Annotated in this window: 21 protein-coding genes and 1 pseudogene; 17 read left to right on the top strand and 5 right to left on the bottom strand. The window is 70.5% G+C overall.

Annotated features, from left to right (window positions below):
- The first annotated feature begins 78 nt into the window (after positions 1-78).
- The 3 genes and pseudogenes from FHW12_RS14325 to FHW12_RS14315 all read left to right on the top strand — a co-directional run bounded on the left by FHW12_RS14325 (position 79) and on the right by FHW12_RS14315 (position 4,760).
- Positions 79-1,539: a hypothetical protein gene (locus FHW12_RS14325; protein ID WP_182531705.1), complete on the top strand. Its 1,461-nt coding sequence runs from the start codon at positions 79-81 to the stop codon at positions 1,537-1,539.
- A 306-nt stretch (positions 1,540-1,845) separates the two neighbouring features.
- A complete protein-coding gene (locus tag FHW12_RS14320; protein ID WP_182531704.1) occupies positions 1,846-2,937 on the top strand; it encodes an alcohol dehydrogenase catalytic domain-containing protein in 1,092 nt (363 codons plus the stop codon).
- Positions 2,924-4,760 (top strand): annotated as a pseudogene (locus FHW12_RS14315) (glycoside hydrolase family 15 protein). The gene FHW12_RS14320 and the pseudogene FHW12_RS14315 overlap by 14 nt, the downstream one beginning before the upstream one ends.
- Positions 4,761-4,944: 184 nt before the next feature.
- On the opposite strand, the gene FHW12_RS14310 reads toward FHW12_RS14315, so the two are convergent.
- Positions 4,945-5,277: a hypothetical protein gene (locus FHW12_RS14310; RefSeq protein WP_182531703.1), complete on the bottom strand. Its 333-nt coding sequence runs from the start codon at positions 5,275-5,277 to the stop codon at positions 4,945-4,947.
- A gap of 271 nt (positions 5,278-5,548) precedes the next feature.
- On the bottom strand, positions 5,549-6,985 hold the full coding sequence (locus FHW12_RS14305) for a hypothetical protein (protein WP_182531702.1): 1,437 nt from the start codon (positions 6,983-6,985) through the stop codon (positions 5,549-5,551).
- Here FHW12_RS14305 and FHW12_RS14300 point away from each other — a divergent pair.
- The 5 genes from FHW12_RS14300 (at position 6,984) to FHW12_RS14280 (ending at position 10,732) form a co-directional block, all read left to right on the top strand.
- The gene (locus FHW12_RS14300; RefSeq protein WP_182531701.1) at positions 6,984-7,190 is read left to right on the top strand and encodes a hypothetical protein; all 207 of its coding nucleotides are present in this window, start codon (positions 6,984-6,986) and stop codon (positions 7,188-7,190) included. The two genes, FHW12_RS14305 and FHW12_RS14300, sit on opposite strands and share 2 nt — an antisense overlap.
- A gap of 138 nt (positions 7,191-7,328) precedes the next feature.
- On the top strand, positions 7,329-7,919 hold the full coding sequence (locus tag FHW12_RS14295; protein WP_182531700.1) for a methyltransferase domain-containing protein: 591 nt from the start codon (positions 7,329-7,331) through the stop codon (positions 7,917-7,919).
- Between the two features lie 193 nt (positions 7,920-8,112).
- Positions 8,113-8,643, top strand: a complete 531-nt coding sequence (locus FHW12_RS14290; protein WP_182531699.1) for a hypothetical protein — start codon at positions 8,113-8,115, stop codon at positions 8,641-8,643.
- A gap of 136 nt (positions 8,644-8,779) precedes the next feature.
- A complete protein-coding gene (locus FHW12_RS14285; RefSeq protein ID WP_182531698.1) occupies positions 8,780-9,283 on the top strand; it encodes a hypothetical protein in 504 nt (167 codons plus the stop codon).
- A gap of 75 nt (positions 9,284-9,358) precedes the next feature.
- On the top strand, positions 9,359-10,732 hold the full coding sequence (locus FHW12_RS14280; RefSeq protein ID WP_182531697.1) for a hypothetical protein: 1,374 nt from the start codon (positions 9,359-9,361) through the stop codon (positions 10,730-10,732).
- Between the two features lie 39 nt (positions 10,733-10,771).
- On the opposite strand, the gene FHW12_RS14275 is transcribed toward FHW12_RS14280, so the two are convergent.
- From FHW12_RS14275 to FHW12_RS14265, 3 genes are all read right to left on the bottom strand, one after another.
- Complete coding sequence (locus FHW12_RS14275) at positions 10,772-11,944, bottom strand: right-handed parallel beta-helix repeat-containing protein (RefSeq protein ID WP_182531696.1); 1,173 nt, start codon at positions 11,942-11,944, stop codon at positions 10,772-10,774.
- Positions 11,945-12,013: 69 nt separating this feature from the next.
- On the bottom strand, positions 12,014-12,805 hold the full coding sequence (locus FHW12_RS14270; protein WP_182531695.1) for a DoxX family protein: 792 nt from the start codon (positions 12,803-12,805) through the stop codon (positions 12,014-12,016).
- A gap of 128 nt (positions 12,806-12,933) precedes the next feature.
- A complete protein-coding gene (locus tag FHW12_RS14265) occupies positions 12,934-14,565 on the bottom strand; it encodes a M28 family peptidase (RefSeq protein ID WP_220484461.1) in 1,632 nt (543 codons plus the stop codon).
- 396 nt (positions 14,566-14,961) lie between these two features.
- Between FHW12_RS14265 and FHW12_RS14260 the strand changes: the two genes are divergently transcribed.
- The 9 genes from FHW12_RS14260 (at position 14,962) to FHW12_RS14220 (ending at position 22,479) form a co-directional block, all read left to right on the top strand.
- Positions 14,962-15,417 carry a hemerythrin domain-containing protein gene (locus FHW12_RS14260; RefSeq protein ID WP_182531693.1) on the top strand — a complete coding sequence of 152 codons (456 nt, stop codon included), beginning with the start codon at positions 14,962-14,964 and terminating at the stop codon, positions 15,415-15,417.
- A gap of 43 nt (positions 15,418-15,460) precedes the next feature.
- Entirely contained in the window at positions 15,461-16,402 is a 942-nt protein-coding gene (locus tag FHW12_RS14255; protein WP_220484460.1) for a hypothetical protein, read from the top strand.
- Between the two features lie 307 nt (positions 16,403-16,709).
- Positions 16,710-17,654, top strand: coding sequence for an ABC transporter ATP-binding protein (locus tag FHW12_RS14250; RefSeq protein WP_182531692.1), 945 nt, complete (start codon positions 16,710-16,712; stop codon positions 17,652-17,654).
- Positions 17,651-18,412, top strand: a complete 762-nt coding sequence (locus FHW12_RS14245; RefSeq protein WP_182531691.1) for an ABC transporter permease — start codon at positions 17,651-17,653, stop codon at positions 18,410-18,412. Before FHW12_RS14250 ends, FHW12_RS14245 begins: the two co-directional genes overlap by 4 nt.
- Positions 18,413-18,489: 77 nt before the next feature.
- Positions 18,490-19,332, top strand: a complete 843-nt coding sequence (locus FHW12_RS14240; RefSeq protein ID WP_182531690.1) for a hypothetical protein — start codon at positions 18,490-18,492, stop codon at positions 19,330-19,332.
- Positions 19,333-19,340: 8 nt separating this feature from the next.
- Positions 19,341-20,006 (top strand): hypothetical protein, encoded by a 666-nt coding sequence (locus FHW12_RS14235; protein WP_182531689.1) that lies wholly within the window; start codon positions 19,341-19,343, stop codon positions 20,004-20,006.
- Between the two features lie 33 nt (positions 20,007-20,039).
- The gene (locus FHW12_RS14230) at positions 20,040-21,098 is read left to right on the top strand and encodes a phytanoyl-CoA dioxygenase family protein (RefSeq protein WP_182531688.1); all 1,059 of its coding nucleotides are present in this window, start codon (positions 20,040-20,042) and stop codon (positions 21,096-21,098) included.
- Positions 21,085-21,729, top strand: a complete 645-nt coding sequence (locus FHW12_RS14225) for a hypothetical protein (RefSeq protein WP_182531687.1) — start codon at positions 21,085-21,087, stop codon at positions 21,727-21,729. Before FHW12_RS14230 ends, FHW12_RS14225 begins: the two co-directional genes overlap by 14 nt.
- Before the next feature lie 120 nt (positions 21,730-21,849).
- Positions 21,850-22,479, top strand: coding sequence for a LuxR C-terminal-related transcriptional regulator (locus FHW12_RS14220; protein WP_182531686.1), 630 nt, complete (start codon positions 21,850-21,852; stop codon positions 22,477-22,479).
- The last annotated feature ends 42 nt before the right edge of the window (positions 22,480-22,521 follow it).

The raw sequence follows: 22,521 nt of genomic DNA, 5'->3' as shown, positions 1-22,521 counted from the left end.
CGCTCCGACAATGCCGGCGAACCGGCGGCCTGGGGAGTGCGCATGCGCGGTCATCGAACCCGTCGCCACGCTCGGCGAGTGCACCGTGCGTGCATCGGCGCATCGTTGCTGTTCGCCGGCGCCGCCGCCGATGCGGCCACGTGCCCGCTCGCGCAGCCCGCGTTCTGCGAAACGTTCGAGCAGGGACCCGCGCCGGCGTGGGACCGCGGTCGCGGCGTCGAACTGAGCCGCACCCATTTCAGCGCGACGCGCTACGCACCATCGCTGTCGACGGGCGACGGCGTCACGTTCTGGGTGTGGGAAGCGGAGTTCGGCCTGATCCCCGAAGAGCCGCCGCCGTGCCGCGCCGACGTCACGGGTCTGCTCATGCCGACACGCGACACGCTCGTCTGCGATCCGTCGCCGCCGATCCAGAGTCGTTACCTCATGACCGCGGTCGGCTCGCAGAACTACGGCAGCAATGCGTACCGCATCCGCCAGCCGTTCGACTTCGCGAACCGCACCGGTCGCATCGTGTTCGACACCGACCTCGCCTCGAACTTCCTGCTCGGCTACACGAGTGTCGTGGTCAGCGAGGATCCGTCGCCCGCGCCGACGTGGGACGTCAACGGCCGCGGTCCGAACCCGCGCAACGGCGTCGTCGTCGTGTTCCTCGGCAGCCCGATCGAAGTGCACGACGTGCGCGACCATGCGATGACGGACCTGCCCGGCACGTCGAGCGACGTGCCGCGCCAGCGCGGCCACCTCTGCCGCGTCGAGCTGCGCCTGTCGACGCAGCAGATCGAGGTGCTCACCTCGGAACCGTCGGCCGACGGCGTCACGTTCGGCCCGCTCGTGAGCCGGCGCGTCGACACGTTCGCGACGCCGCTGCCGTTCACGCGCGGCTACGTCTCGCTGATCGCGCACAACCACGCGACCTGGAAGTACGGCATCACGTTCGGCGACCTGCCGCGACCGCTGCGCTCGTGGAACACGTACTGGGACAACATCGGCTTCGACGGCCCGGTGCTGCCGGGCACGCGCGAGTACGAGGTGCCGGCTTCGGAGGTCCCGCACACGTTCACGACCACCGACGAATTTCCGCCCGGCGTGATCAACGTGATCGAACATCCCGGCCTCAGCCTCGGCTACGTGATCCCCGACGGCGTGGGCGCGCTCGGCGACCCGCTCGTGTTCCGCGCGGTGTCGCTGCGCCACGCGACGCGCGCGCGGCTCGTCTTCAACGGCTATTACCAGGGTTACGACATCGACGGCATCCGCCTCGGTACGGGCCGCCTGCGCTGGCAGCTCAACGGCCATCCCGCGCACGAGCGCGCGTTCACGCCGGGCGAAGTCGCGATGCTCGATTCACCGGGGCAGACCGGCGGCTACAACCACGCGATCGACGTGCCGCTGTCCGAACTCGTCGACGGCAACAACACGCTGCGCTTCGGCACCTTGCACATCTCGTCGGGCTACCCGAACGCAGTCACCAACCTCGACCTGCTGCTCGACACCGATCCCGCCTTCATCTTCGACGACGGCTTCGATGGGCGCTGATCGTCGAGGCGAAAGCGCGAAAGCGGAACGATTGAAACACGAAGGACACGAAGGACACGAAGGACACGAAGTAGAGCAAGAGATCCAGAGATTGAAACACGGAGCACACGGAGCACACGGAGCACACGGAGCACACGGAGCACACGGAGCACACGGAGCAAGCGGAGCAAGCGGAGAAGGACTCCGGACAACCGGCGGCAACGCCTCGACGTGTCAGCGTCCCCGCGCTTTCGATCGTCGATGGGCGGGTACCTCCAGACGGCATGGATAAGCCGCGATTCAGTGCGGATCGGTTACTGGTGTCGCATGGACGCCGCCGAACGCCGCCGTCGCGCCATCACGTTCGAGCCCGGGCTCGCAGGTTCGGCCCGCCTTGAAACAGTCGCCGCGCCCGCGCGCGCCGAAGGTGCGCTCGTCGTCGCGATCGAAGCGATCGGCATTTGCGGCACCGACCGTGAACTGCTAGCGGGCGCATACGGCGAAGCGCCGCCCGGGCGCGAGCGGCTCATCATCGGCCACGAGTCGCTGGGGCACGTGCTCGAAGCGCCGGCCGACAGCGGCTTCGCGCCCGGCGATCCGGTCGCGGGCATCGTGCGCCGGCCGGACCCGGTCCCGTGTGCCCACTGCGCGATCGGCGAGTGGGACCTGTGCGAGAACGGTGCCTACACCGAACGCGGCATCAAGGCGCGCGATGGCTATGCGACCGACGTCGTGCGCATCGAGCCCGATTTCGCCGTGCGCGTCGATGCGGCACTCGGCATCGCGGGCGTGCTGACCGAACCTGCGAGCGTCGTCGCGAAGGCCTGGGCGGAAATCGAGCGGCTCGCCGCGCGCTCGGCCGCGAGCACGATCCACGACGTATGGGTCACGGGCGCGGGGCCGATCGGACTGCTCGCCGCGCTGATGGGCGTGCAGCGCGGCTGCGACGTCGCCGTCTACGACCGTGCGGAGGACGGGCCGAAGCCCGCGCTCGTACGCGACATCGGTGCCCGCTACGGCACGCCGCGCTCACCGCCTGCCGCCGACGCCGCGTTCGACGTCGTGATCGAATGCACGGGCGCGGCGCCCGTCATCGTCGAGGCGATCAAGCGGCTGCGTCCGAACGGCATCCTCTGCCTCACGGGCGTGTCGCGCACGGGCACCAAGGTCGGCGTCGACGCGGGCGCGATCAATCGCGAGATGGTGCTCGAAAACACCATCGTCTTCGGCTCGGTCAACGCGCGCCGTACGCATTACGCGGCTGGCGCGAGCGCGCTCGCCGCCGCCGATCGTCTTTGGCTGCATCGCCTCGTCACGCGTCGCGTCGGGCTCGATGCGTGGCGCGAGGCGTTCGAGCCGCGCGCGGGCGACGTCAAGGTCGTGCTCGACTTCGCCGCCGGGCGCCATGGCACGCATTGAGGACTACGGCCTCATCGGCGACTGCGAGACGGCCGCGCTCGTCGGCCGAGACGGATCGATCGACTGGTTGTGCTGGCCGCGCTTCGACAGCGACGCCTGCTTCGCGGCGTTGCTCGGCGGCGCGGACGATGGTCGCTGGCGCATCCATCCGCGCGCGGCGGTCAAGACGTGCACGCGCGCCTATCGCGGCCCGACCCTCGTGCTGGAGACGAGCTGGGAGACGCGCACGGGCCGCGTGACGCTCGTCGATTTCATGCCGCCACGCGGCGCGTGCTCGGACATCGTACGCATCGTACGCGGCGATCGCGGCCGCGTGCCGATGGCGATGGAGCTCGTGCCGCGCTTCGGCTACGGCGCGCAGGTGCCTTGGGTCGTGCGGCTCGACGACGGCGGCGTGCGCGCGATCGCAGGCCCCGACAGCGTGACCTTGCGCACGCCGGTCGGCGTGCGCGGCGACGGCGAACGCATGGCGGCCGCATTCACGGTCGAGGCGGGCGACGCGGTGCCGTTCGTGCTCACCTACGCGCGTTCGCACGAGGCGCCGCCGCGACCGATCGACCCGCATGGCGCGCTCGGGCAGACCGAAGCGTTCTGGACGCAATGGATCGCGCGCTTCGAAGGCGAGGGGCCGTGGGGCAAGGACATCCGTCGCTCGCTGATCACGCTCAAGGCGCTCACCTACGCGCCGACCGGCGGCATCGTCGCTGCGCCGACGACGTCGTTGCCCGAGCAGCTCGGCGGCCACCGCAACTGGGACTACCGCTACTGCTGGGTACGCGACGCGACGCTCTCCCTGCTCGCGATGATGAACGCCGGATTCTTCGAGGAGGCCGCGGCCTGGCGCGACTGGCTGCTGCGCGCGGTCGCGGGCAATCCGCGCCAGATGCAGATCATGTACGGCATCGCGGGCGAGCGCCGACTCACCGAGTGGTCGGTACCGTGGCTCGCGGGATACGAAGGGGCGGCGCCCGTGCGCGTCGGCAACGCCGCGCACGCGCAACTGCAACTCGACGTCTACGGCGAACTCATGGACACGCTGCACCATGCGCGTCGCGGCTCGCTCACCGGCGACGCGTCGAGCTGGCAACTGCAACGCGCGCTGCTCGCGCATCTCGAGACGATCTGGCGCGAACCCGATGCGGGCATCTGGGAAGGGCGAGGCGATCCGGCCGCGTTCACCTATTCGCGCGTGATGGCGTGGGTCGCGTTCGATCGAGCGGTCAAGAGCGTGGAGCGCCTCGGCCTCGACGGTCCGGTCGGGCGCTGGCGCCGCCTGCGCGCGCGCATCCATCGCGAGGTCTGCAGGAAGGGCTACGACCGCGGGCGTGGCACGTTCGTGCGCGCGTACGGCAGCAGCGACCTCGACGCGAGCCTGCTGCTGATGCCGCAGCTCGGTTTCCTGCCGCCCGGAGACCCGCGCATCGGCGGCACGGTCGCGGCGATCGAACGCGACCTCGTGCGCCGCGGATTCGTGCTGCGCTACGACAGCGCCGAGGCGGACGATGGCCTGCCCGCGGGCGAGGGCGCGTTCCTCGTGCAGCTTCTGGCTCGCCGATGCGTACACGATGCTCGGCCGGCATCGCGACGCGCGGCGGCTGTTCGAGCGCCTGCTCGCGATCCGCAACGATCTCGGCCTGCTGTCCGAGGAGTACGACGTCGACGCACGGCGGCTCGTCGGCAACTTCCCGCAGGCGTTCTCGCACATCGCGCTCGTCAACACCGCGCTCAACCTCCGGCGCATCGCGCCACCGGCGGAGCAGCGTGCGGACCGCGCGGGTGAACGCGTCGACGACGGTGCGCGGCGCAGGCCGCCGGCGTCCTGACGCGCGCCGCAGCACGAAGCGGTCGCCCACTCCCGTCACGCGCGCGCGAGCGCGGCGCCGTGACCGCTGCGCGCACCTCAAGCATTGAGGCATCGCCGAAGCAGAGGGACGGATGCCGACGCCGGCGCTCGGCCGGAACCGGCATGCCGTCCCTCGTGTTCACGTCATCGGCAATTCCACGCGATCACTCCTCCGAGAATTCGATCGGCGTGTCGAGGTCTTCGCAGAAGTTCTGCTTGCTCGGCGCGCTCGTGCTGCCGTCGCTGAACTTCGCGCGGATCCACTGCTCGCAGTTCTCGTCGTCGGTGCTGCTGTCCCAGACCAGCGTCTCGGTCTTGCCTGGCGCGATGCCACGGCCGATGTCGAAATCACCCCAGGTCTTCTTGCCCTCGGACACCTGCAGCTTCGTGATACGCGTTTCGGTGGCGTTCGTGACCTTGAAATGCCACTCGTCGGCGGCGGCCGCCTGCAGCGCCGGTAGCGCGAGCGCCGTGCACAGCAGTGTTGCCTGGATCATGGTCCGGATCGACATGGGTTCCCCTAAGCATGGTGGACGCGGCTGCCAGCATGGCGAGCGCGTGGCGCACGGCGTCGCGAGCGGTCGCCCGCCGCCGTGCGTGAGGGAAACCCAAGCAAGAACGGGGCCATGCGCGGCGAGGCAGTCGGCGAAGATGCCGCGTCGCAACGCGACGGCATGCGTCGATGCGTGACGCATCCGTCCCCATGACGCCAGGCCGCGTACGGCGCCGCGGTCTTCCCTGCGATCCCCGCGCGTTATCGGGCGCACCTCAGGGATCGAGGCCGTCCGCGAAGATCACGTCGCGCACGAGGCGCGTGACGACGTGGTCGGAGTCGGGGATCGGGAAGTTGAAGTCCCACAGGCGGAAGCCCGCGACGAGCACGCGGTCGCTCGCGTCGACGAGCATCGACATCGGCCAGCCTTGCGGCAGCACCAGCGACGGGTATTCGATCGACACGGTCGCGGTCGGGCCGTTGCCGGCGGCATCGAACTGCACGATCGACTGCAGCGTGTCGGAGTTGTAGTCGTTCGGCACGATGCCGTTCGACGGCGTCGACACGACCAGGTCGCCGTTCGCGCGCACGACGAGGTCGGTCGTCTGCAGGTTCACGCCGATGTCGGCGTGGACGAGGCCGTCGACGCCGAAGCCGGGCGTGCGCGTACCGTCCGGCTGCAGCGACACGAGCAGCACGCCGGTGGTCGTGTTGAAGAACTCGTCGTCGTGGTTCGCGTTGCCGGCGGCGACGATGCGACCGTCGCCGAGCACCTGCAACGCGCGCACGGTGAGGTCGTCGTGGTTCACGCCGTTCTGCAGCGAAGCCCAGGCGTAGCCGCCGTCGCCGAACGCGGGGTCGAGCGCGCCGGTCGCCGGGTCGAGCGCGAGTACGTAGGCGCGGCTGCCACGGTCGTCCTGCGCGGAGCCGCCGACGAGCACGTCGCCGTTCGCGGCGAACGCGGCCGCATAGGCGAAGTCGTAGCCGTCGACGATGAGGTTGGGGTCGAACACGGCCGATCCCGCGAGCGGGCCGCTGCCGTCGCCGAAGCTCGCGACGAGCGCGCCGGTCGCAGCGTCGAGCTTGGCGACGACGATCGCGCTCGAGTGGCCGCTCGAACCGCCCGGATCGGTGTTGCCGACCACGTACAGCGCACCGTCGCGGTGCAGGATGCGCGCGGCGTCGCTGTTGAAGCCGGGCGCGTTGAGCGGGAGCTCGACCGAGCCGGCGTTGCCGAAGCCCGCGCACGGGGCGCCGTCCGGCATGACGCAGGCGACCGCGGCATCGCCGAAACCGCCGTCGAGGTAGTGGATGCCGGTGAGGTAGAAGCGCCCGTCGACGAGGATCACGTCGTGGACGAGGTTGATCGCGGTGTCGGCGAGCTGCTTGCCGCCGTCGCCGTAGCCCGTGTCGAGCACGCCGTTCGCGTCGAGCCTGGCGATCGCGACGCGGTCGCCGTTCGCATTGGTGCGATGGAAGCCGACCATCCAGGTACCGCCGCCGTCGGCAGGGATCAGGCGCACGGCTTCGTCCCACGTACCTGCTTCGTCGTTGTAGTTGACGACGGTGTAACCCTGGCTGCCATAGGCGGCGTCGACCAGGAGGTCGCTGCCGATCGAGATGCCGACGACGTCGGCACGTGCGGCGTCCGCGACGAACGCGGCCGCGACGGCCAGCGTGATCGATGCGATCGTGGGAGTGGATGTGCGCATGGAGGCCTCGTGCTGCGGGTTGCGCGCGGTCCGCGATGGCGTGACGCGACGCTGCGAGCCGTCGATCGTCGACACGCCGGCGCGGGCTGTCAAACGGATCGCGCGGCGGATTTGTGCCATGACACAAATCCGCCGCCGCAACGGTCGCGCGGGCTCGCCGACGTGGGCGATGCGCGTGGGTGCGCGCTCGACGCTCGCGCTTTGACCCGCGCGCGAAGCGCGCAGTAGCATCGCTGACGTCCCGCCACGTCGAATCGCCTTGTCGTTCTCCGATCCCCAGGCTGTCGCACGCTACGCCGAAGGCCCCGTCCGCCAGGTCCCGGGTTTCCACGCATTGCAGCGGATGACGGAGCTGCTGCTCGCCGAGTCGGTGCCCGTCGACGGCCGCGTGCTCGTGCTCGGTGCAGGCGGCGGGCTCGAATTGAAGGTGTTCGCCGAGGCACACCGGAGCTGGCGCTTCGTCGGCGTCGATCCATCGGCGCCGATGCTGCAGCTCGCGCGTGCGACGCTCGGCGATCTCGCCGCGCGCGTCGACTGGCACGAAGGCTACGTCGACGACGCACCCACCGGTCCGTTCGACGGTGCGACCTGCCTCCTGACCTTGCACTTCCTCGATGCGGCCGAGCGCCTGCGCGCGCTCGCGCAACTGCGCCGTCGCCTCGCGCCGGGCGCGCCGCTCGTCGTCGCGCACCACAGCTTTCCGCAGGACGACGCGGGCAAGACGCGCTGGCTCGAACGCTACGCCGCGTTCGCGGCGGCGTCGGGGATCGAGGCGTCGAATGCGCGGAACGCCGTCGAAGCGATCGGCAGCCGACTGCCGCTGCTCGCGCCGGAGGTCGACGTCGCATTGCTGCGCGAGGCGGGTTTCGAACGGATCGACCTGTTCTACGCGGCGTTCACGTTCCGCGGCTGGGTCGCGTACGCGCCCGCGTAGGCGTCGAGCGCGCAACGCCGGTCACGCGAACGCGCTTCGACGCGCACCGCGCGCTCCGCTAGCATCGCGCGCATCGCCGTTCGCGTGGGGGGTCCGCGATGATGACGTGGCATGATTTCGTCGTGCAGTTGCTGCTCGTGCTCGTGCCGGCGGCGATCCTCGCGCTGATCCACGACGACACGCGGGCGCGCTGATGTACGCCGCGCACGTCGCCGCCGCGCTCGCGATCAAGGCGGTCCAGCCGAAGGCGCCGGTGTGGGCGCTCGTCGGCGCGGCGTTCCTGCCCGACCTGCTGTGGCTCGCGCTGGCGATCGGCGGCATCGAGCATGTCGACGCGGCGACCTGGTTCGACGGCTGGTCGCATTCGATGCTGTCCATCCTGCTGCAGGCGGTCGCCTGCGCCGTGCTGCTATGGCCGCGTGATCGCGGCGTCGCGCTCGCGATCGGCGCAGCGGTCGCGAGCCACCTGCTGCTCGACCTGCCGATGCATCCCGCCCGCCTGCAGCTCTATCCGCATGCATCGATCGCGTTCGGCAACGTGCTGCACGGCTGGGCCGGCGTACCGGGCTGGCTCGGTCGCAGCAACGGCTGGTGGACCGAGGCGCTGGTCGCGGCGGCATTGCTCGCGGCGTACGCGCTGCGCGCGCGCCGTGCGCGCATCCGGCCGAACATCGTCGCGGCGAGCGCGTTGTTCGTGCTGTCGCTGCAGTGCGTCTACGGCTAGGGGGACGCGACGGGCGGCGATGCCGTCGGCGGTGCCGCGCGAAGCAACCCCGCCGAACCTGTTCGTGCGTTGGTCCATGGGCAGGCGGCGCGGCGCGGTCGCGCCGCGACTGCGAACCGACCGGGAGCCGACGATCGTGCGATCCATCCTCATGGCCTTCACCGGCCTCGCCCTCGCCGCGTGCAACGGCGCCACGTACCTGCAGACCCGGCGCATGGCCGACTTCCACGTGGACCCGCGCGACTTCGATGCGATCGCGGCCGAGACCTTCCGGCAGATCGACGCGCACGGCGCGATCGAAACGATCGTCGCGCCGCCTTCACTCGACCCGCGTGCGCGCGACGCCTTGAAGCGAGTGCATCCGGTCGTCGCGGCGGTACCCGGCGCGGCGGGCACGCTGCCGGCCGGCTATTTCCTCGTGCGCGAATTCGAGGTGGACGAGGGCGAAGCGCACCTGGAAGGCCAGCTCGGCCCGGTGACCGGCCGCACGACCGCGGCAGGCATCGCCGATTGCGGCAAGGAGTATTCGATCGCGTTCGCGATCGAAGGCGGCGATTGGGTGAATCATGCGTACAAGACGTCCACCTGCACGCAGAGCCGGCACTGGGTGCCCGTCGACGAGCCGGGCGTGCCGCGCTAGCACGCCGGACGCACGCGCCGTTCGCTTCGTCGCCCGCCGGCATTCCTGTTCCGTCGACCCGACGGAGCCACGACCATGTCCCAGCGATCGCGTTTCGGCATTCCGTGCACCCGTCGCGCTCGCGCGCGGAAACGCTGCTCCTCGTTCGCTTCCCTGGGTGCCTGCCTCGTGCTCGCCGCGCAGGGCCCGTCCGCATGGGCGAGTTCGTTCGAGTGGATCGAACTCGACACGATCATGCCGTTGCAGCCGCAGGCGGGCGCGCAGTTCGGCGCAGCGCTCGCGGCGGATGCGCTGCAGCTCGCGATCGGCGAGCCGCGCGCGAGCGTCAACGGCGTGAGCGTGGCCGGGCGCGTCGCCGTGCGCCGGTTCGCCGGTGGCCCGCAGGCGTCGGTGATTCCGGACGTGCTGCACGCGGGCGGGTTGTTCGGCGCGGCCTTGAGCGTGCAGGGCGACGTGCTGCGCGTCGGCGAACCCGGCAATCCGACCAACGGCGCCGATGCGGGTGCGATCTCGCAGTACGACTACCACGCGGACAGCCAGCACTGGCTGTGGTCCGGCACGGGTTTCAGCCTCGCCGGCGACCGTTTCGGCACGAGCCTCGCGCAGGACGATCCGTGGCGCGTCGACAGCCGGCCGGGTTCGCCGGCGTTCGCGGGAGGCTACGTGATGGTCACGCAGCTGGCGGGCATGGCGGACGTCCAGTTCATCGCTGAACCGGGCGGCGTCGCCGGCGACGCTTTCGGCGCGAGCCTCGCGATCCATCGCGGCGCCGCCGGCGAGCCCGACCTGCTCGTGATCGGCGCGCCGCGCCGCGATCTCGGCGCCGGCGCGACGGACGCAGGCGCCGCATACGTGTTCGCGAACGCGACGCACACCGCGACGGGCTGGGTGCAGGTCGCCTACCTGACGCCACCGTCGCCGCACGACCAGGACTTCTTCGGCAGCAGCGTCGCAGTCGCCGCTTCGCGGGTGGTGGTCGGCGCGCCGGGCCGCGACAAGAGCGCCGCGCCGCCGGCCGGCAACGCGGGCGCGGTGTTCGTGTGCGAGCCGGATGGCGCAGGCGGCTGGCAGCAGGCGCAGGAGATCGTGCTCGCGGACGCGGCCACCGGCGATGCGCTCGGATCGTCGGTCGCTTACGACGCGGCCAGCGACCGTGTCTTCGGCGGCGCACCGTTCCGCGTGCACACGGTGTTCGGCGGCACCGGTGCGACCGGCGGCGTCATCGTCGCGCAGCGCATCTGCCTGTTCACGTCGTGCGGATGGGCGCCGATCCGCGAGCTGTACAGCCACGACCAGCCGTCGATCGGGCAGCAGGCCGGGCGCGCGATCGCGGTGGTCGGCGACCGCCTGTTCGTCGGCGCGCCGAACTACGACCACGCTACGGACGTCAACAGCGGGCGCGTGCTCGCATTCGTCGCCGACGACATCTTCGCCGACGGCTTCGAGTAGTCCCGCACGGGCGCGACGAAGGCGGCGCGTGCCTCATGCTCAGCCGTCGAAGCCGTCGGCGAAGATCGCGTCGCCAGCCCATTCGTAGGCGCCGATGTCGATCGTGCCGAGCGCGACGCGCGGCGCGATCGCGGCCGGGTGCAGGTAGACGCTCGTCGGTGCCAGCGATTCGCCGCCACCGCTGCCGGGTGCGACGCCCTGGTCGATCACCGCGATCGCGTCCGCGCGCAGGCGGTAGTCGTAGTTCGCCGCGTCGACGAACGGGTCGACGCTGCCGGCGTAGTTGTGGTCGAGCACGGCGCTCGCCTGCGAGCTGACCGTGCCGCCGCCGAAGAAGAGGTTGTCGCGCGCGAGCGCGGGCGTCGTGCCGCCGACCTGCAGGAACGTGCCGCTGCCGCGGTCGTTGACGAACGTGTTGCCGACGACGAACAGGCGGAAGTCGGTGTTCGCGCCGGCGCCTTCGCTGAGGTAGTCGAGCATCGCGCCGTTCTGCGTCGTCGCCGGCTGCTGGACCAGGTTGCCGATCACGTAGGAGAGGCCGCCGTTGGGCAGGTTGATCTCGTAGCTCTCGCTGCCCGCTTCGCCGGTGAGGCGGTTGTAGAGGATGTCGTTGCGCGCGGCTCGCGACTTCAGCAGGTGGCCGACGACCGCGTCGTGCGACCAGTTCGCGCGGAACACGAGCCGCGCGACGTGGCCGATATAGAGGTTATGCGAGTAGCCGTCGCCGGCACCGTTGCGGGCGAACTCGCTGTGCTCGATCGTGATCGTGCTCGCGGTGTTCTCGCCGGCGAGGATGCCGTCCTCGTTGTCGTGGAAGTAGGCGTGCCGCACGGTGAGGTTCGCGCCTTCCTGGCGGATGCCGGCGCCGTTCATGTCCGGCACGTGGCAACCGGACAGCTCGATGTTCTCGATCGTCGTGTCGTCGCCGGCGATGACCCAGATCGCCTTGCCTTGCGCGCTCGCGCCGTTCGCGTCGACGTGCGGTCGCCCGTTCACGCCGCGCACGGTAAGGCCGTCCTTCGACCATGCGCAGACGTCGCCGGCATAGCTGCCCGCGGCATCGACGAGGATCGTGTCGCCCGCGGCCGCCGCCGCGATCGCGGCGCACGGCGTCGCGTACGCATGACCCGGGCCGACCTCGAGCGTCGCCGCGCGCGAGGCGAGCGGGACGGCGGCCGCGGATGCGGCAGCGATGGCGAAAAGGATGCGCATGATCGGGGGCTCCGCGGGGCCCCGATCATCGCACGCCCTCGCGCGGCGAACCGAGAAGCAGCGCTGATCTCACGTGCCTACGGGCGTTTCGCGGGCGAACCCCGCGCGGCCGCGGTACGCGTCGGCGACGACCCAGCCGGCCGCGGTCAGTGCCCACGACACGACGAACTCGTTCCACTGGTCCGTGCTCGGCCCCGCGAACAGCGTCGGCACCCACACGAGCAGCGTGAAGCCACCCATCTGCAGCGCGGACAGCGTCGCCGCGAGGCGCGCACCGATGCCGCCGAGGATCGCGATGCCGGCGCCGATGTAGGTCGCGCCGGTGAGCGACGCCCACGCGGTCGGCGCGGGCAGCCACGACGGCACCAGCGCCGCGGTCTGCGCGAGGTAGGCGAAGTGCGCGACGCCGAACGCGATCAGCGCGAGGCCGTACGGCACGCGCGCGAGACGCACGCCACGTTCGCCGGCGGCGAACGCCGGCCACGGTCGCGCCGGTCGTGGGACGACGGTCGCGAACAGCGTCCACGCCGCGGCGACGAGCACGATCGTCTCGCTGCAGGTCTCGTACGACACCACCGACAGCGGCGCGCGCACGACGAAGCGTAGCTTGAACGCGAGCAACCAAAGCGCGAGCGCGGCGAGCAATACGCCCGCCGAACGCGCGGCCACGCGCGGTACCAGCAGGCCGATGCCGGTGGCGAGCGACAGCAGCGCGGTCGCATGGACGAGGGCCTCGCGCGCGGGCAGCGTCTTCGGCACCGGCTGCCAGATCGGCGCGAAGTCGCGCGCGACGAAACCGGCGACGCCGATGCCGATCATCGTCGCCGCGAACACCGCCTGTCCCACGCCTGCGATGCGCATCGTGCCTGCTCCGCTGCATGCGGTTCGCCGCCCGTTCCCGAAGCTAGCACGCGGCGGGTCGTCCCCGATTGCTCGATCGCATTGCGGAACGGGCGCGATGCGCGCGCGGGTGCCGATCCGGTCGTCGGCTACCGCGCGCGCCCCTTCGCCGCCTCGAGCACGCGATCGCGCGCCGCGCGGAACTCGTCGTCCGCGGTCCAGTTCGGCCACGCGGTGTCGTCGGCGAGACGGCGGCCGATGGCGTAGTAGAGCGCGATGTCCTGCAACGCGCCGGACCAGTCCCAGTGCGCGTCGTACTCGTCGGACGGCTGGTGATAGCGGTGCTCGAAGTAGTCGGCGAGCAGCGCCTTGCCGGTGCCGACCGGCTTGCCGACGACGTCGACGCCATTGCCGAGCAGCACGACCGGGACGCCCGCGCGCGCGAAGCTCAGCGTGTCCGAGCGGTAGCGATCGCCCGCCTCGGGCGACGCGTCGGGCTCGACCACGCGGCCCTGCGCGGCCGCGCCCGCGCGCACGACGGCGGCGAGTTCGGTCTGGTCGGCGACGAGGCGGATGTCGCGCGTGCGGCCGAGCATGAAGCCGAGCGGATCGAGGTCGATCTCGGCGACGCTCTTCGCGAGCGGATGGGCCGGATGCGCCGCGTAGTAGCTCGAGCCGAGCAGGCCGTATTCCTCGCCGGTGGTCGACAGGAACAGGATCGAGCGTTCGCTGCCGCCCGCGCGACGGAACGCGCGCGCGAGTTCGAGCAGGCCGGCGACGCCGGTCGCGTTGTCGATCGCGCCGTTGCAGATCGTGTCGCCGCGCGCGTCGGCCGGGCAGCGGCCGAGATGGTCCCAGTGCGCGGTGTAGATGACGACTTCGTCCGGCCGCTTGGTGCCGCGCAGCAGGCCGAGCACGTTGTGCGAGACGCCGCGGCGCGACTTCACGTCGAACGCGACGTCGGCCTTGATGCCGAGCGCGCGCGCCTTGAAGCCGCGTGCGCCGGCGGCCTGTTCGAGCGTGGCGAGATCCGCGCCGGCGGCGGCGACGAGTCGTCGTGCGGCATCGTGCGTGATCCACGATTCGAACTGCAATGCATCCGCGTCGGCGTCGTCGAGCGAGACGCGCGCGCCGCCGAGGCTCGAGGCAGGCACCGAGAACGGATAGCCGGCCGCAGCGTCGTCGTGCACGATGATCGCGGCGGCGGCGCCCTGGCGCGCGGCTTCCTCGTACTTGTACATCCAGCGGCCGTAGTAGGTCATCGCGACGCCGCCGAATTCGCCCTGTGTCGTCGTGCTGCGCCAGTCGGGGTCGTTGATGAGCACGAGCACGGTCTTGCCGCGCACGTCGACGCCCGCGTAGTCGTTCCAGCCGTGCTCGGGCGCGTTCACGCCGTAGCCGACGAAGACGACGTCGGAATCGTGCAGGTCGATGCGCGCCGTCGCGCGCCGCGTGTTGAGCGTGATGTCGGTGCCGTACGCGAACGCGACGCTGCCGTCCTTCACGGCGAATCGCGGCGCATGGTCGGTCAAGGTCTGCGTCTCGACCAGCGGCACCGGCTGCACGTAGGCGCGCTGGCAACCCGGCGCGAGCCCGGCGCGCTTCATCGCTGCGGTGAGCCAGGCGACCGTCTTGTCCTCGCCCGCGCTCAGCGGCCCGCGGCCTTCGTACGCGTCGCTGCTCAGCACTTCGGTATCGTGCTTGATCGCCTTCAGCGAGAACGTGGGCTGCGCGGCGCTGGCGGCAAGCGCGGTCCACAGGAGCAGGGATACGCCCGCCACGGCCACGTACGTGCGGCGTGCCGCGGCTACTTCACATCGGATCATCGCGCAAACCTCGTCCCGGGATGCGCGCAAGCGCATCGTCGACGTGCACCATCGGAGCCCGAACGATAGCAACAACCCGCGTACACGGCCCGGGACGCACTGTCCCGCGGTCGATGCTGCGCATGCAGCGTGTGGTCCGACGAACGTCGCGTCTCCCGCTCCCTAAGTCCACGCTTCCACGCGCGGCTTCCTGACCTCCACCTGAGTGGACGGGAAAGTATTCAGCGCGCGCACCGGGCGGTGGTGCCATGGTCCGCGAACTTCCACGCGTTGCATGCGACAGGGATGGCTTTGATGTACGCCCTCGACGGCATGCGACCCGCCGCCCGCCGAAAAAACGAGGAATGCCCCATGGACGCCATCACGCTGCTCAAGAACGACCACAAGGACATGCGCGCGCTGCTCGCAGCGCTCGAAGCGACGACGACGCGCGCGGTGAAGAAACGCGAGTCCCTGCTCGCGAAGATCGAGGCGAACCTCAAGGCGCACACCTCGATCGAAGAGGAGATCTTCTATCCGGCGTTCAAGCAGGCCGGTTCGAAATCCGACGACGACAAGATGTACTTCGAGGCGCTCGAGGAGCATCGCGCGGCAGGCGACCTGGTCTTGCCCGACCTGCTGGAGACGGATCCTTCGACCGACAACTTCAGCGGGCGCGCGAAGGTGCTCAAGGAATTGGTCGAGCACCACGCCGGCGAGGAAGAGAAGGAAATGTTCCCCCGCGCGAGGAAACTGCTCGAGAAGGCGGAACTGCTCGCCCTCGGCGAGCAGATGGAAATTCGCAAGCGCGAGCTGATGCGCGGCTGACGCCGTGCTGCCGATTCCGCCAACTCCAAGGACAACGATGACCATGGAAATTTCCGCCACGCGTCAGGAACCGGTCGCCTTCGGGGCCGGGGAAGACGCCAATATGTCGGGCGTCAGCTGGGGGGCGGTGCTCGGCGGTGCCGCTGGTGCGGCGGCGCTGTCCTACGCGCTCGTGATCCTCGGCTTCGGGCTCGGCCTGTCGTCGGTTTCGCCGTGGTCCTTCACGGGCGCCACGGCCACTACGATCGGGGTCGCCACGATCCTGTGGCTGACGCTCACGCAGATTGCCGCTTCGAGTCTCGGCGGCTACGTCGCGGGACGCCTGCGCGTGAAATGGCCGACCGTGCATACCGACGAAGTCTATTTTCGCGATACCGCCCACGGCTTCCTGAGCTGGGCGGTCGCGTCGCTGCTGGTGGCCGCGTTCCTCGCCAGCGCGATTGCGGGCGTCCTGCGCGGAGGCGCCATGGCCACGGCGGCCGCCGTCGGTGGTGCGACCGCCGTCGCCGGTGCGGGTGCGGTGAAGGTCGCAGGCGACCCTGAGGCACAGGCGTACTACGTCGATACGCTGCTGCGTGCGCCGCCGGGCGCGCCGCCCGGTGCGAACGCCTCCGTGGCGCCTACGGACGCGGCGCAACTCCGGGCGGAAACAGGACGGATCTTCGCCAAAGCGCTCGTCATCGGTGACCTGTCGATCGCGGATCGCGCCTATCTCGGGCAGCAGGTCGCGCAACGCACGGGCGTCGACAACGCTCAAGGTGAGCAGCGCGTCGATGAGGTGTATGCGCAGTTGAAGCAATCGGTCGAGAACGCGAAAGCACAGGCGAAGCAGGCGGCGGACGACACACGCAAGGCGACTGCCGGCATCGCCGTGTGGATGTTCATCTCGCTGCTGTGCGGCGCGTTCTTCGCGAGCCTGTCCGCGACCCTCGGCGGCCGTCATCGCGACACGTTCGTCCACGGCCCGCGCACCGCCCATCGTTGACGGAAAGGAAACCTCATGCGTTCACTCCTGCTCTGGCTGCTCGGCGTGCCCATCCCGATCATCCTGCTGATCGCCCTGTTCGTGCGTTGAAGGACCGACGCGTCCGGTCGATCCGAAGGCGCAGCCCGCATGGGCGCGCGTCGAGGTCGAAGCGGGCGGCGCCAGGGACGGCGCGCGCCCCCGCAGGATCGACGGGCTCCCCGTCGCAGGGGACTGCGCAATTGTCCCGCTCCCGGAACGCACTGATGCGCGCACGGCGCGCGAGGTCGGCTAGCATGCGGATTCATTTCGCCCGCGAGCCCGCCCGATGTCGTCGCCGATCATCTCCGTGCGCAACCTCGACAAGGTCTACGCGTCGGGCTTCCACGCCCTGCGCGACGTCAGCCTCGACATCCGCCGCGGCGAGATCTTCGCGCTGCTCGGCCCGAACGGCGCCGGCAAGACCACGCTCATCAGCATCATCTGCGGCATCGTCAAGGCGTCCTCGGGCAGCGTGACCGTCGACGGCCACGACATCGTGCGCGACTACCGCGCCGCGCGCTCGACGATCGGCCTCGTGCCGCAGGAGCTGTCGACCGACACGTTCGAAAAGGTCTTCGCGACCCTGCGCTTCAGCCGCGGCCTGTTCGGCAAGGCGCCCGATCCCGCGCACATCGAGAAGGTGCTGCGCGAACTCTCGCTGTGGGACAAGCGCGACAGCAAGATCATGACGCTGTCGGGCGGCATGAAGCGGCGCGTGCTCATCGCCAAGGCGCTCGCGCACGAGCCGTCGATCCTGTTCCTCGACGAGCCGACCGCGGGCGTCGACGTCGAGCTGCGCCACGACATGTGGCGCATGGTGCGCCGCCTGCGCGACGAAGGCGCGACGATCATCCTGACCACGCACTACATCGAGGAAGCCGAGGAGATGGCCGACCGCATCGGCGTCATCGCCAAGGGCGAGCTCGTCGTCGTCGAGGACAAGGCGACGCTGATGCGCAAGCTCGGCCGCAAGCAGCTGACCCTGAGCCTGCGCGAGCGGCTCGCCGCGGTGCCCGCGGCGCTCGCCGACCAGCCGCTCGAACTCGCCCAGGACGGCCACGCGCTCGTCTACACGTTCGACACGCAGACCGAGGAGACCGGCATCGCCGCGCTGCTCAAGCGCCTCGCCGAGCAGGGCATCGACTTCAAGGACCTGCACTCGAGCGAGAGCTCGCTCGAGGAGATCTTCGTCGGCCTCGTGCACGGCAAGCCGCAGGAGGCCGCCGCATGAACCTGCACGCGGTCAAGGCGATCTACCGTTTCGAGATGGCGCGCACGTTCCGCACGATCACCCAATCGATCGCCTCGCCGGTGCTGTCGACCTCGCTCTACTTCGTCGTGTTCGGTTCGGCGATCGGCTCGCGCATGGGCGACGTCGGCGGCGTCAGCTACGGCGCGTTCATCATCCCCGGCCTGATCATGCTGTCGCTGCTCAACGAGAGCATCTCGAACGCGTCGTTCGGCATCTACATGCCGAAGTGGGCCGGCACGATCTTCGAGCTGCTGTCCGCGCCGGTGTCGTTCGTCGAGGTCGTGCTCGGCTACGTCGGGGCGGCGGCGACCAAGTCGGTGATGCTCGGCGTGCTCATCCTCGTCACCGCGCGCTTCTTCGTTCCGTACCAGATCGAGCATCCGTTCTGGATGGTCTGCTTCCTCGTGCTCACCGCGGTCACGTTCAGCCTGTTCGGTTTCATCATCGGGTTGTGGGCCGACGACTTCCAGAAGCTGCAGGTGATCCCGCTCATGGTGGTCACGCCGCTCACTTTCCTCGGCGGCGCGTTCTACTCGATCAACATGCTGCCGCCGTTCTGGCAGCACGTGACCCTGTTCAACCCGGTCGTCTACCTCATCAGCGGATTCCGCTGGAGCTTCTACGGGATTTCCGACGTCAACGTCGCGGTCAGCGCGTTGGCGACGCTCGGCTTCCTCGCGCTCTGCCTCGTCGCGGTGTGGTGGATCTTCCGCAGCGGCTACAAGCTGCGCAGCTGAGTGCATCGGCGCCGCTCGCGCGCGTGCGCGCCGCGGGCCGTGCTACCTTGCGGCCAAGGATGGGGAAGGGGGCGGTGATGACGAGTCGACTCGACAAGCGGCGCGGCCACGCGTGCGCGGCCATCATGATGGCGTCGATCCTGGCGGCCGGCGGCTGCGCGACGCAAGCACCGACCGCGAAGCATTCCGACTGGAATCCGCGGCCGGCATCGGCCGAGGAACAGCAGGCGATCGACGCGATCACGCGGGTCGGTCGCGAGATCCACCGGCAGGACCAGTTCGTCTGGCACGCCGCGGACGCCTACGGCGTCGCTCGCGGCGACGCGCCGGCGCCGCGCGACGGCGGCTACGTCGTCACCGAGCACGAAGGCGTCGTGCGCGTCGCATTCCTCGCCGGTACCGACGACGCCTTGCGCGTGCTCGCCGACGTCGACATGAGCCATTCCTCGCCGACCGTGGCGCTCGCGCCGGCGCGCGCACCCGACGAGCGCGAGCGCGTGCAGATGCGTGCCCGCGCGACCGCGCTCGCAGCCGCCGCCAACGTCTGCGGGGGCCCGCGCAACACGGTGATCCTTCCCGGCGCGGACGGTACGATGGACGTGTACGTGCTCGCCGCGAGCAGCGACTCGAACATCGTGCCCGTCGGCGGGCACGCGCGCGTCGCCGTGAGCGCGGACGGCCGCACCGTACTCGCGCTGGAGCCGTACTCGAAGGCCTGCCTGTCCTTCGACACGCGCCAGCCGGGCCTGCGCGTGCTCATGACGTCGATCGTCCTGTCGGACCTGCCCGCACCGACCCACGTCTACACGAGCCTGACCTATCCGTGGGAACTCATGCTGCCGTCGAAGACGCACCTGTGGAAGGTCGCCGACGGCCGCGTCACGGCGATCGTGAACGACGCCCACGACGGCACGAAGTAGTCGTGGCGATGGACGATCTGCCGGCGAACCCGTGGTTGCGCCTGCCGCGGGTGGCGCCGTACGTGCTCGACGAGGACCGCCTTGCCGTGGAGGTGTTCAATGCGGACGCGCCGGCGCACGTGCGCCTGCACGTCGACACCTGTCCCGAGCCGTTTTTCGGCGATCCGGACGCGCCGATCGTCGTGCTCCTGCTCAATCCGGGCGTCAGCGAGGACGGCCGCTACGACGACGGCCTGCGCGCGACGGTGAGTGGCGACGGCCCCACGCAGCGGCACTTCTACATCGGCTCCGACAACCGATGGTGGCGCAAGCTCGTCAGCGCGCTCGCGCGCGAGCGGCCTGGCGTGGACGTCGCGCGCCGCGTGCTCTCGGTCGAGTTCATCGCCTATCGTTCACGCTCGTTCGGTTGCGGTCAGCTGCGATTGCCGTCGCAGGACTACGCGTTCGCGCTCGTGCGCCGCGCGATCCGGCGCGGCGCCGCGGTCGTGATCGTGCGCGGCGAGCGCCATTGGATCGGCGCCGTGCCCGAGCTGCACGGCCATGCGCAGCGCGTCTCGATCGTCAATCCTCAGAGTGCCGCCTTGTCGGCGCGCAACCTCGCGGGCGACGGCTTCGCGCGCCTGCTCGCGGCGCTCGACCATGCCGAGGAAAGCGAGCGTGCGACGCCGGCCTGATCCCGCCCACGGCGACGCCGCTACACTGCCGCGATGACCCGCGCCGAACCCGCCGAGCTGCTGATTCCCGCACTGCACGACTACTGGTCGCGTCGCCTGCGCGGGCTGCGCGGTGAAGGCAGCGTCCCCGATCGGCGCCGGCAACACCTCGACCGCGTGCTCAGCGACAGCCTTGGCATCGGCCTCGAGCAGATCATGCGGTTCCTCGCGACGATGCCCGCCTTCGAGTCGCTGCAGCAGTACGTGCTCGATTGCCACGGCGGCATGCTCTCGCCGGCGCGCGTGGCCTGGGTGAATGCGCTGCAGGACGGCAGTGCGTACCCGACGGAAACCGCGCAACGGCACGCGCAGGTACGCGCGCTCGCGCCCGTGTTCGATGCGCAGGCGCTGCACCACTGGGACGAACACGGTTTCGTCGTACTGCGCGCGGCGATCACGCCCGACGAATGCGCGGCCGCGGCGGCTGCCGTGCACGCGTCCATCGGCGCCGATGCCGCGGACCCGCGCACGTGGTACGCGCCGGGCGTGCGCCAGGGCATCATGGTGCAGCTGTTCCAGCATGCCGCACTCGAAGCCGCGCGCGGGTCGATGCGCGTCCACAAGGCGTTCGCGCAACTGTGGGGAACCGAAGACCTCGTCATGACGGCGGATCGCTGCGGCTTCAATCCGCCGGAGACCGAGCGCTTCCGCTTTCCCGGCCCGCACCTGCACTGGGATGCCGTGATGGAGCCGCCACTCGGCCTCGGCATCCAGGGCATCCTCTACCTCACCGACACGCCGGCCGAGCAGGGGGCGTTCACCTGCGTCCCGGGTTTCCATCGCGGCATCGACGACTGGTTGCGCGCGCTGCCGCCCGGCGTCGATCCGTACGCGCGCATCCCGGTCGAAGCCGCGCGGCCGATCGCGGGCGCCGCAGGCGATCTGATCCTCTGGCATCACGCGCTGCCGCATGCGAGCAGCGCGAACCACGGCGTGCACCCGCGCGTGGTGCAGTACATCGCGATGTATCCGGCGCGACCGGACTTCGGCGACGCCGTCGTCGCGGCCGGTGCGCTCGATCGCGGCGAGGGCGAGTGCGATGGCCCGGCATGACCCTGCACGCTGCGACGCGTGCCTCCGGCGCGAGGCCGCGATCGACGGCGTCGCCGCGCGCAGCGGATGTCCGCGCGACACGGTCGCGTGGATCGCGGGGGCTGTCACCTTCGTCGGTGCGTGGCAACGCAAGGACGCGACGTCCGCGCACGTCGATGCCGCCGAACTCTGCCGCATGCTCGTCGCGGACCTGCCCGCGCGCACGCCTCGGGAGGTCCGCGTCCAGCTCGAAGCGATGGGATTGGCGACGAGCCGCGACATCGGGCGCGTCGTCTACGCGCTGATCGACGCCGGCCTGTGCACGCCCGACGACCGCGATCGCGAGGAACACTTCGCCGCGATCTACGACGGCGCGACGATCGAAGCGTATGCCGCCCATGTGCTCGCGACGCGCCCGCGCGACCTGCCGCGGATCGCGCGGAACGTCGCCACCTGCGTCGCCGGCGCCGCCGGCGCGCTGATCCTTGCGATCACGCGGCAGCCGCCCACGGCGTCGATCGCGAGCGCCTCCGGCGCCGCGCTGCTCGGCATCGCATGGCTGCTGTCGCGCGGGCGACCTGCACGGATGCGCTTCGGCCTGCCGTGGTCGACGTTGCGTGCGGTCCGGCGCGCGGACGCGCACGACGCCTGAGTCGACGCCGACCGCGGCCATTCGACGAGCATCGCTTCCGAGGTGCCGCGTGCTCCGGCGTCCGTCGCGAACGCTCGACCGGGTAGGGAAATCCGCCGCTCGTCGCGCTAGGGTGGGCGCATGGCCACGCGCGGTCGCCCGCCCTTCGACGACGTGCTCACGCCTTCCGAGTGGAAGGTCGTCGAAGGCGTGCGCCACGGCCTCACCAATCCGCAGATCGCGCGGCGCCTCGGCGTCGGCCTCGATGCGGTGAAGTACCACGTCGCCAACGTGCTGCAGAAGCTCGGCTTCAGCGGTCGCGCACAGCTGCGCGGTTGGGACGGCATCCGGCGCTCGAGCGCCCTGCACGGGAGGAAACAACGCATGAATCCGCACATCGGCGTCGGTCCCATCGGCCAGATCGCGCGCTCGGTGCGCGACATCGACGCCGCGGAAGCCTGGTATCGCGACGTGCTGCGCCTGCCGCACCTGTACACGTTCGGCAACCTCGCGTTCTTCGACTGCGGCGGCACGCGGCTGTTCCTCAGCGAAGGCGAGTCGCGCACGGACGAATCGATCCTCTACTTCCGCGTCGAGGACATCCATGCCGCGCGCGACGCGCTCGTGGCGCGCGGTGTCGCCTTCGTCGACGCGCCGCACATGATCCATCGACACGACGACGGCGTCGAGGAATGGATGGCGTTCTTCCGCGACAACGAAGGGCGGCCGCTCGCGCTGATGGCGCAGGTCGCGCCCGCGACGCCGGCCTGAGCGCCCGCGCGCCCGCGGCGCGGCGGCATCGACCGCCGGTCG

It is taken from the genome of Dokdonella fugitiva, assembly GCF_014138265.1.
Taxonomy (GTDB): domain Bacteria; phylum Pseudomonadota; class Gammaproteobacteria; order Xanthomonadales; family Rhodanobacteraceae; genus Dokdonella_A; species Dokdonella_A fugitiva_A.
This window is presented reverse-complemented; position numbering and strand designations above follow the sequence as displayed.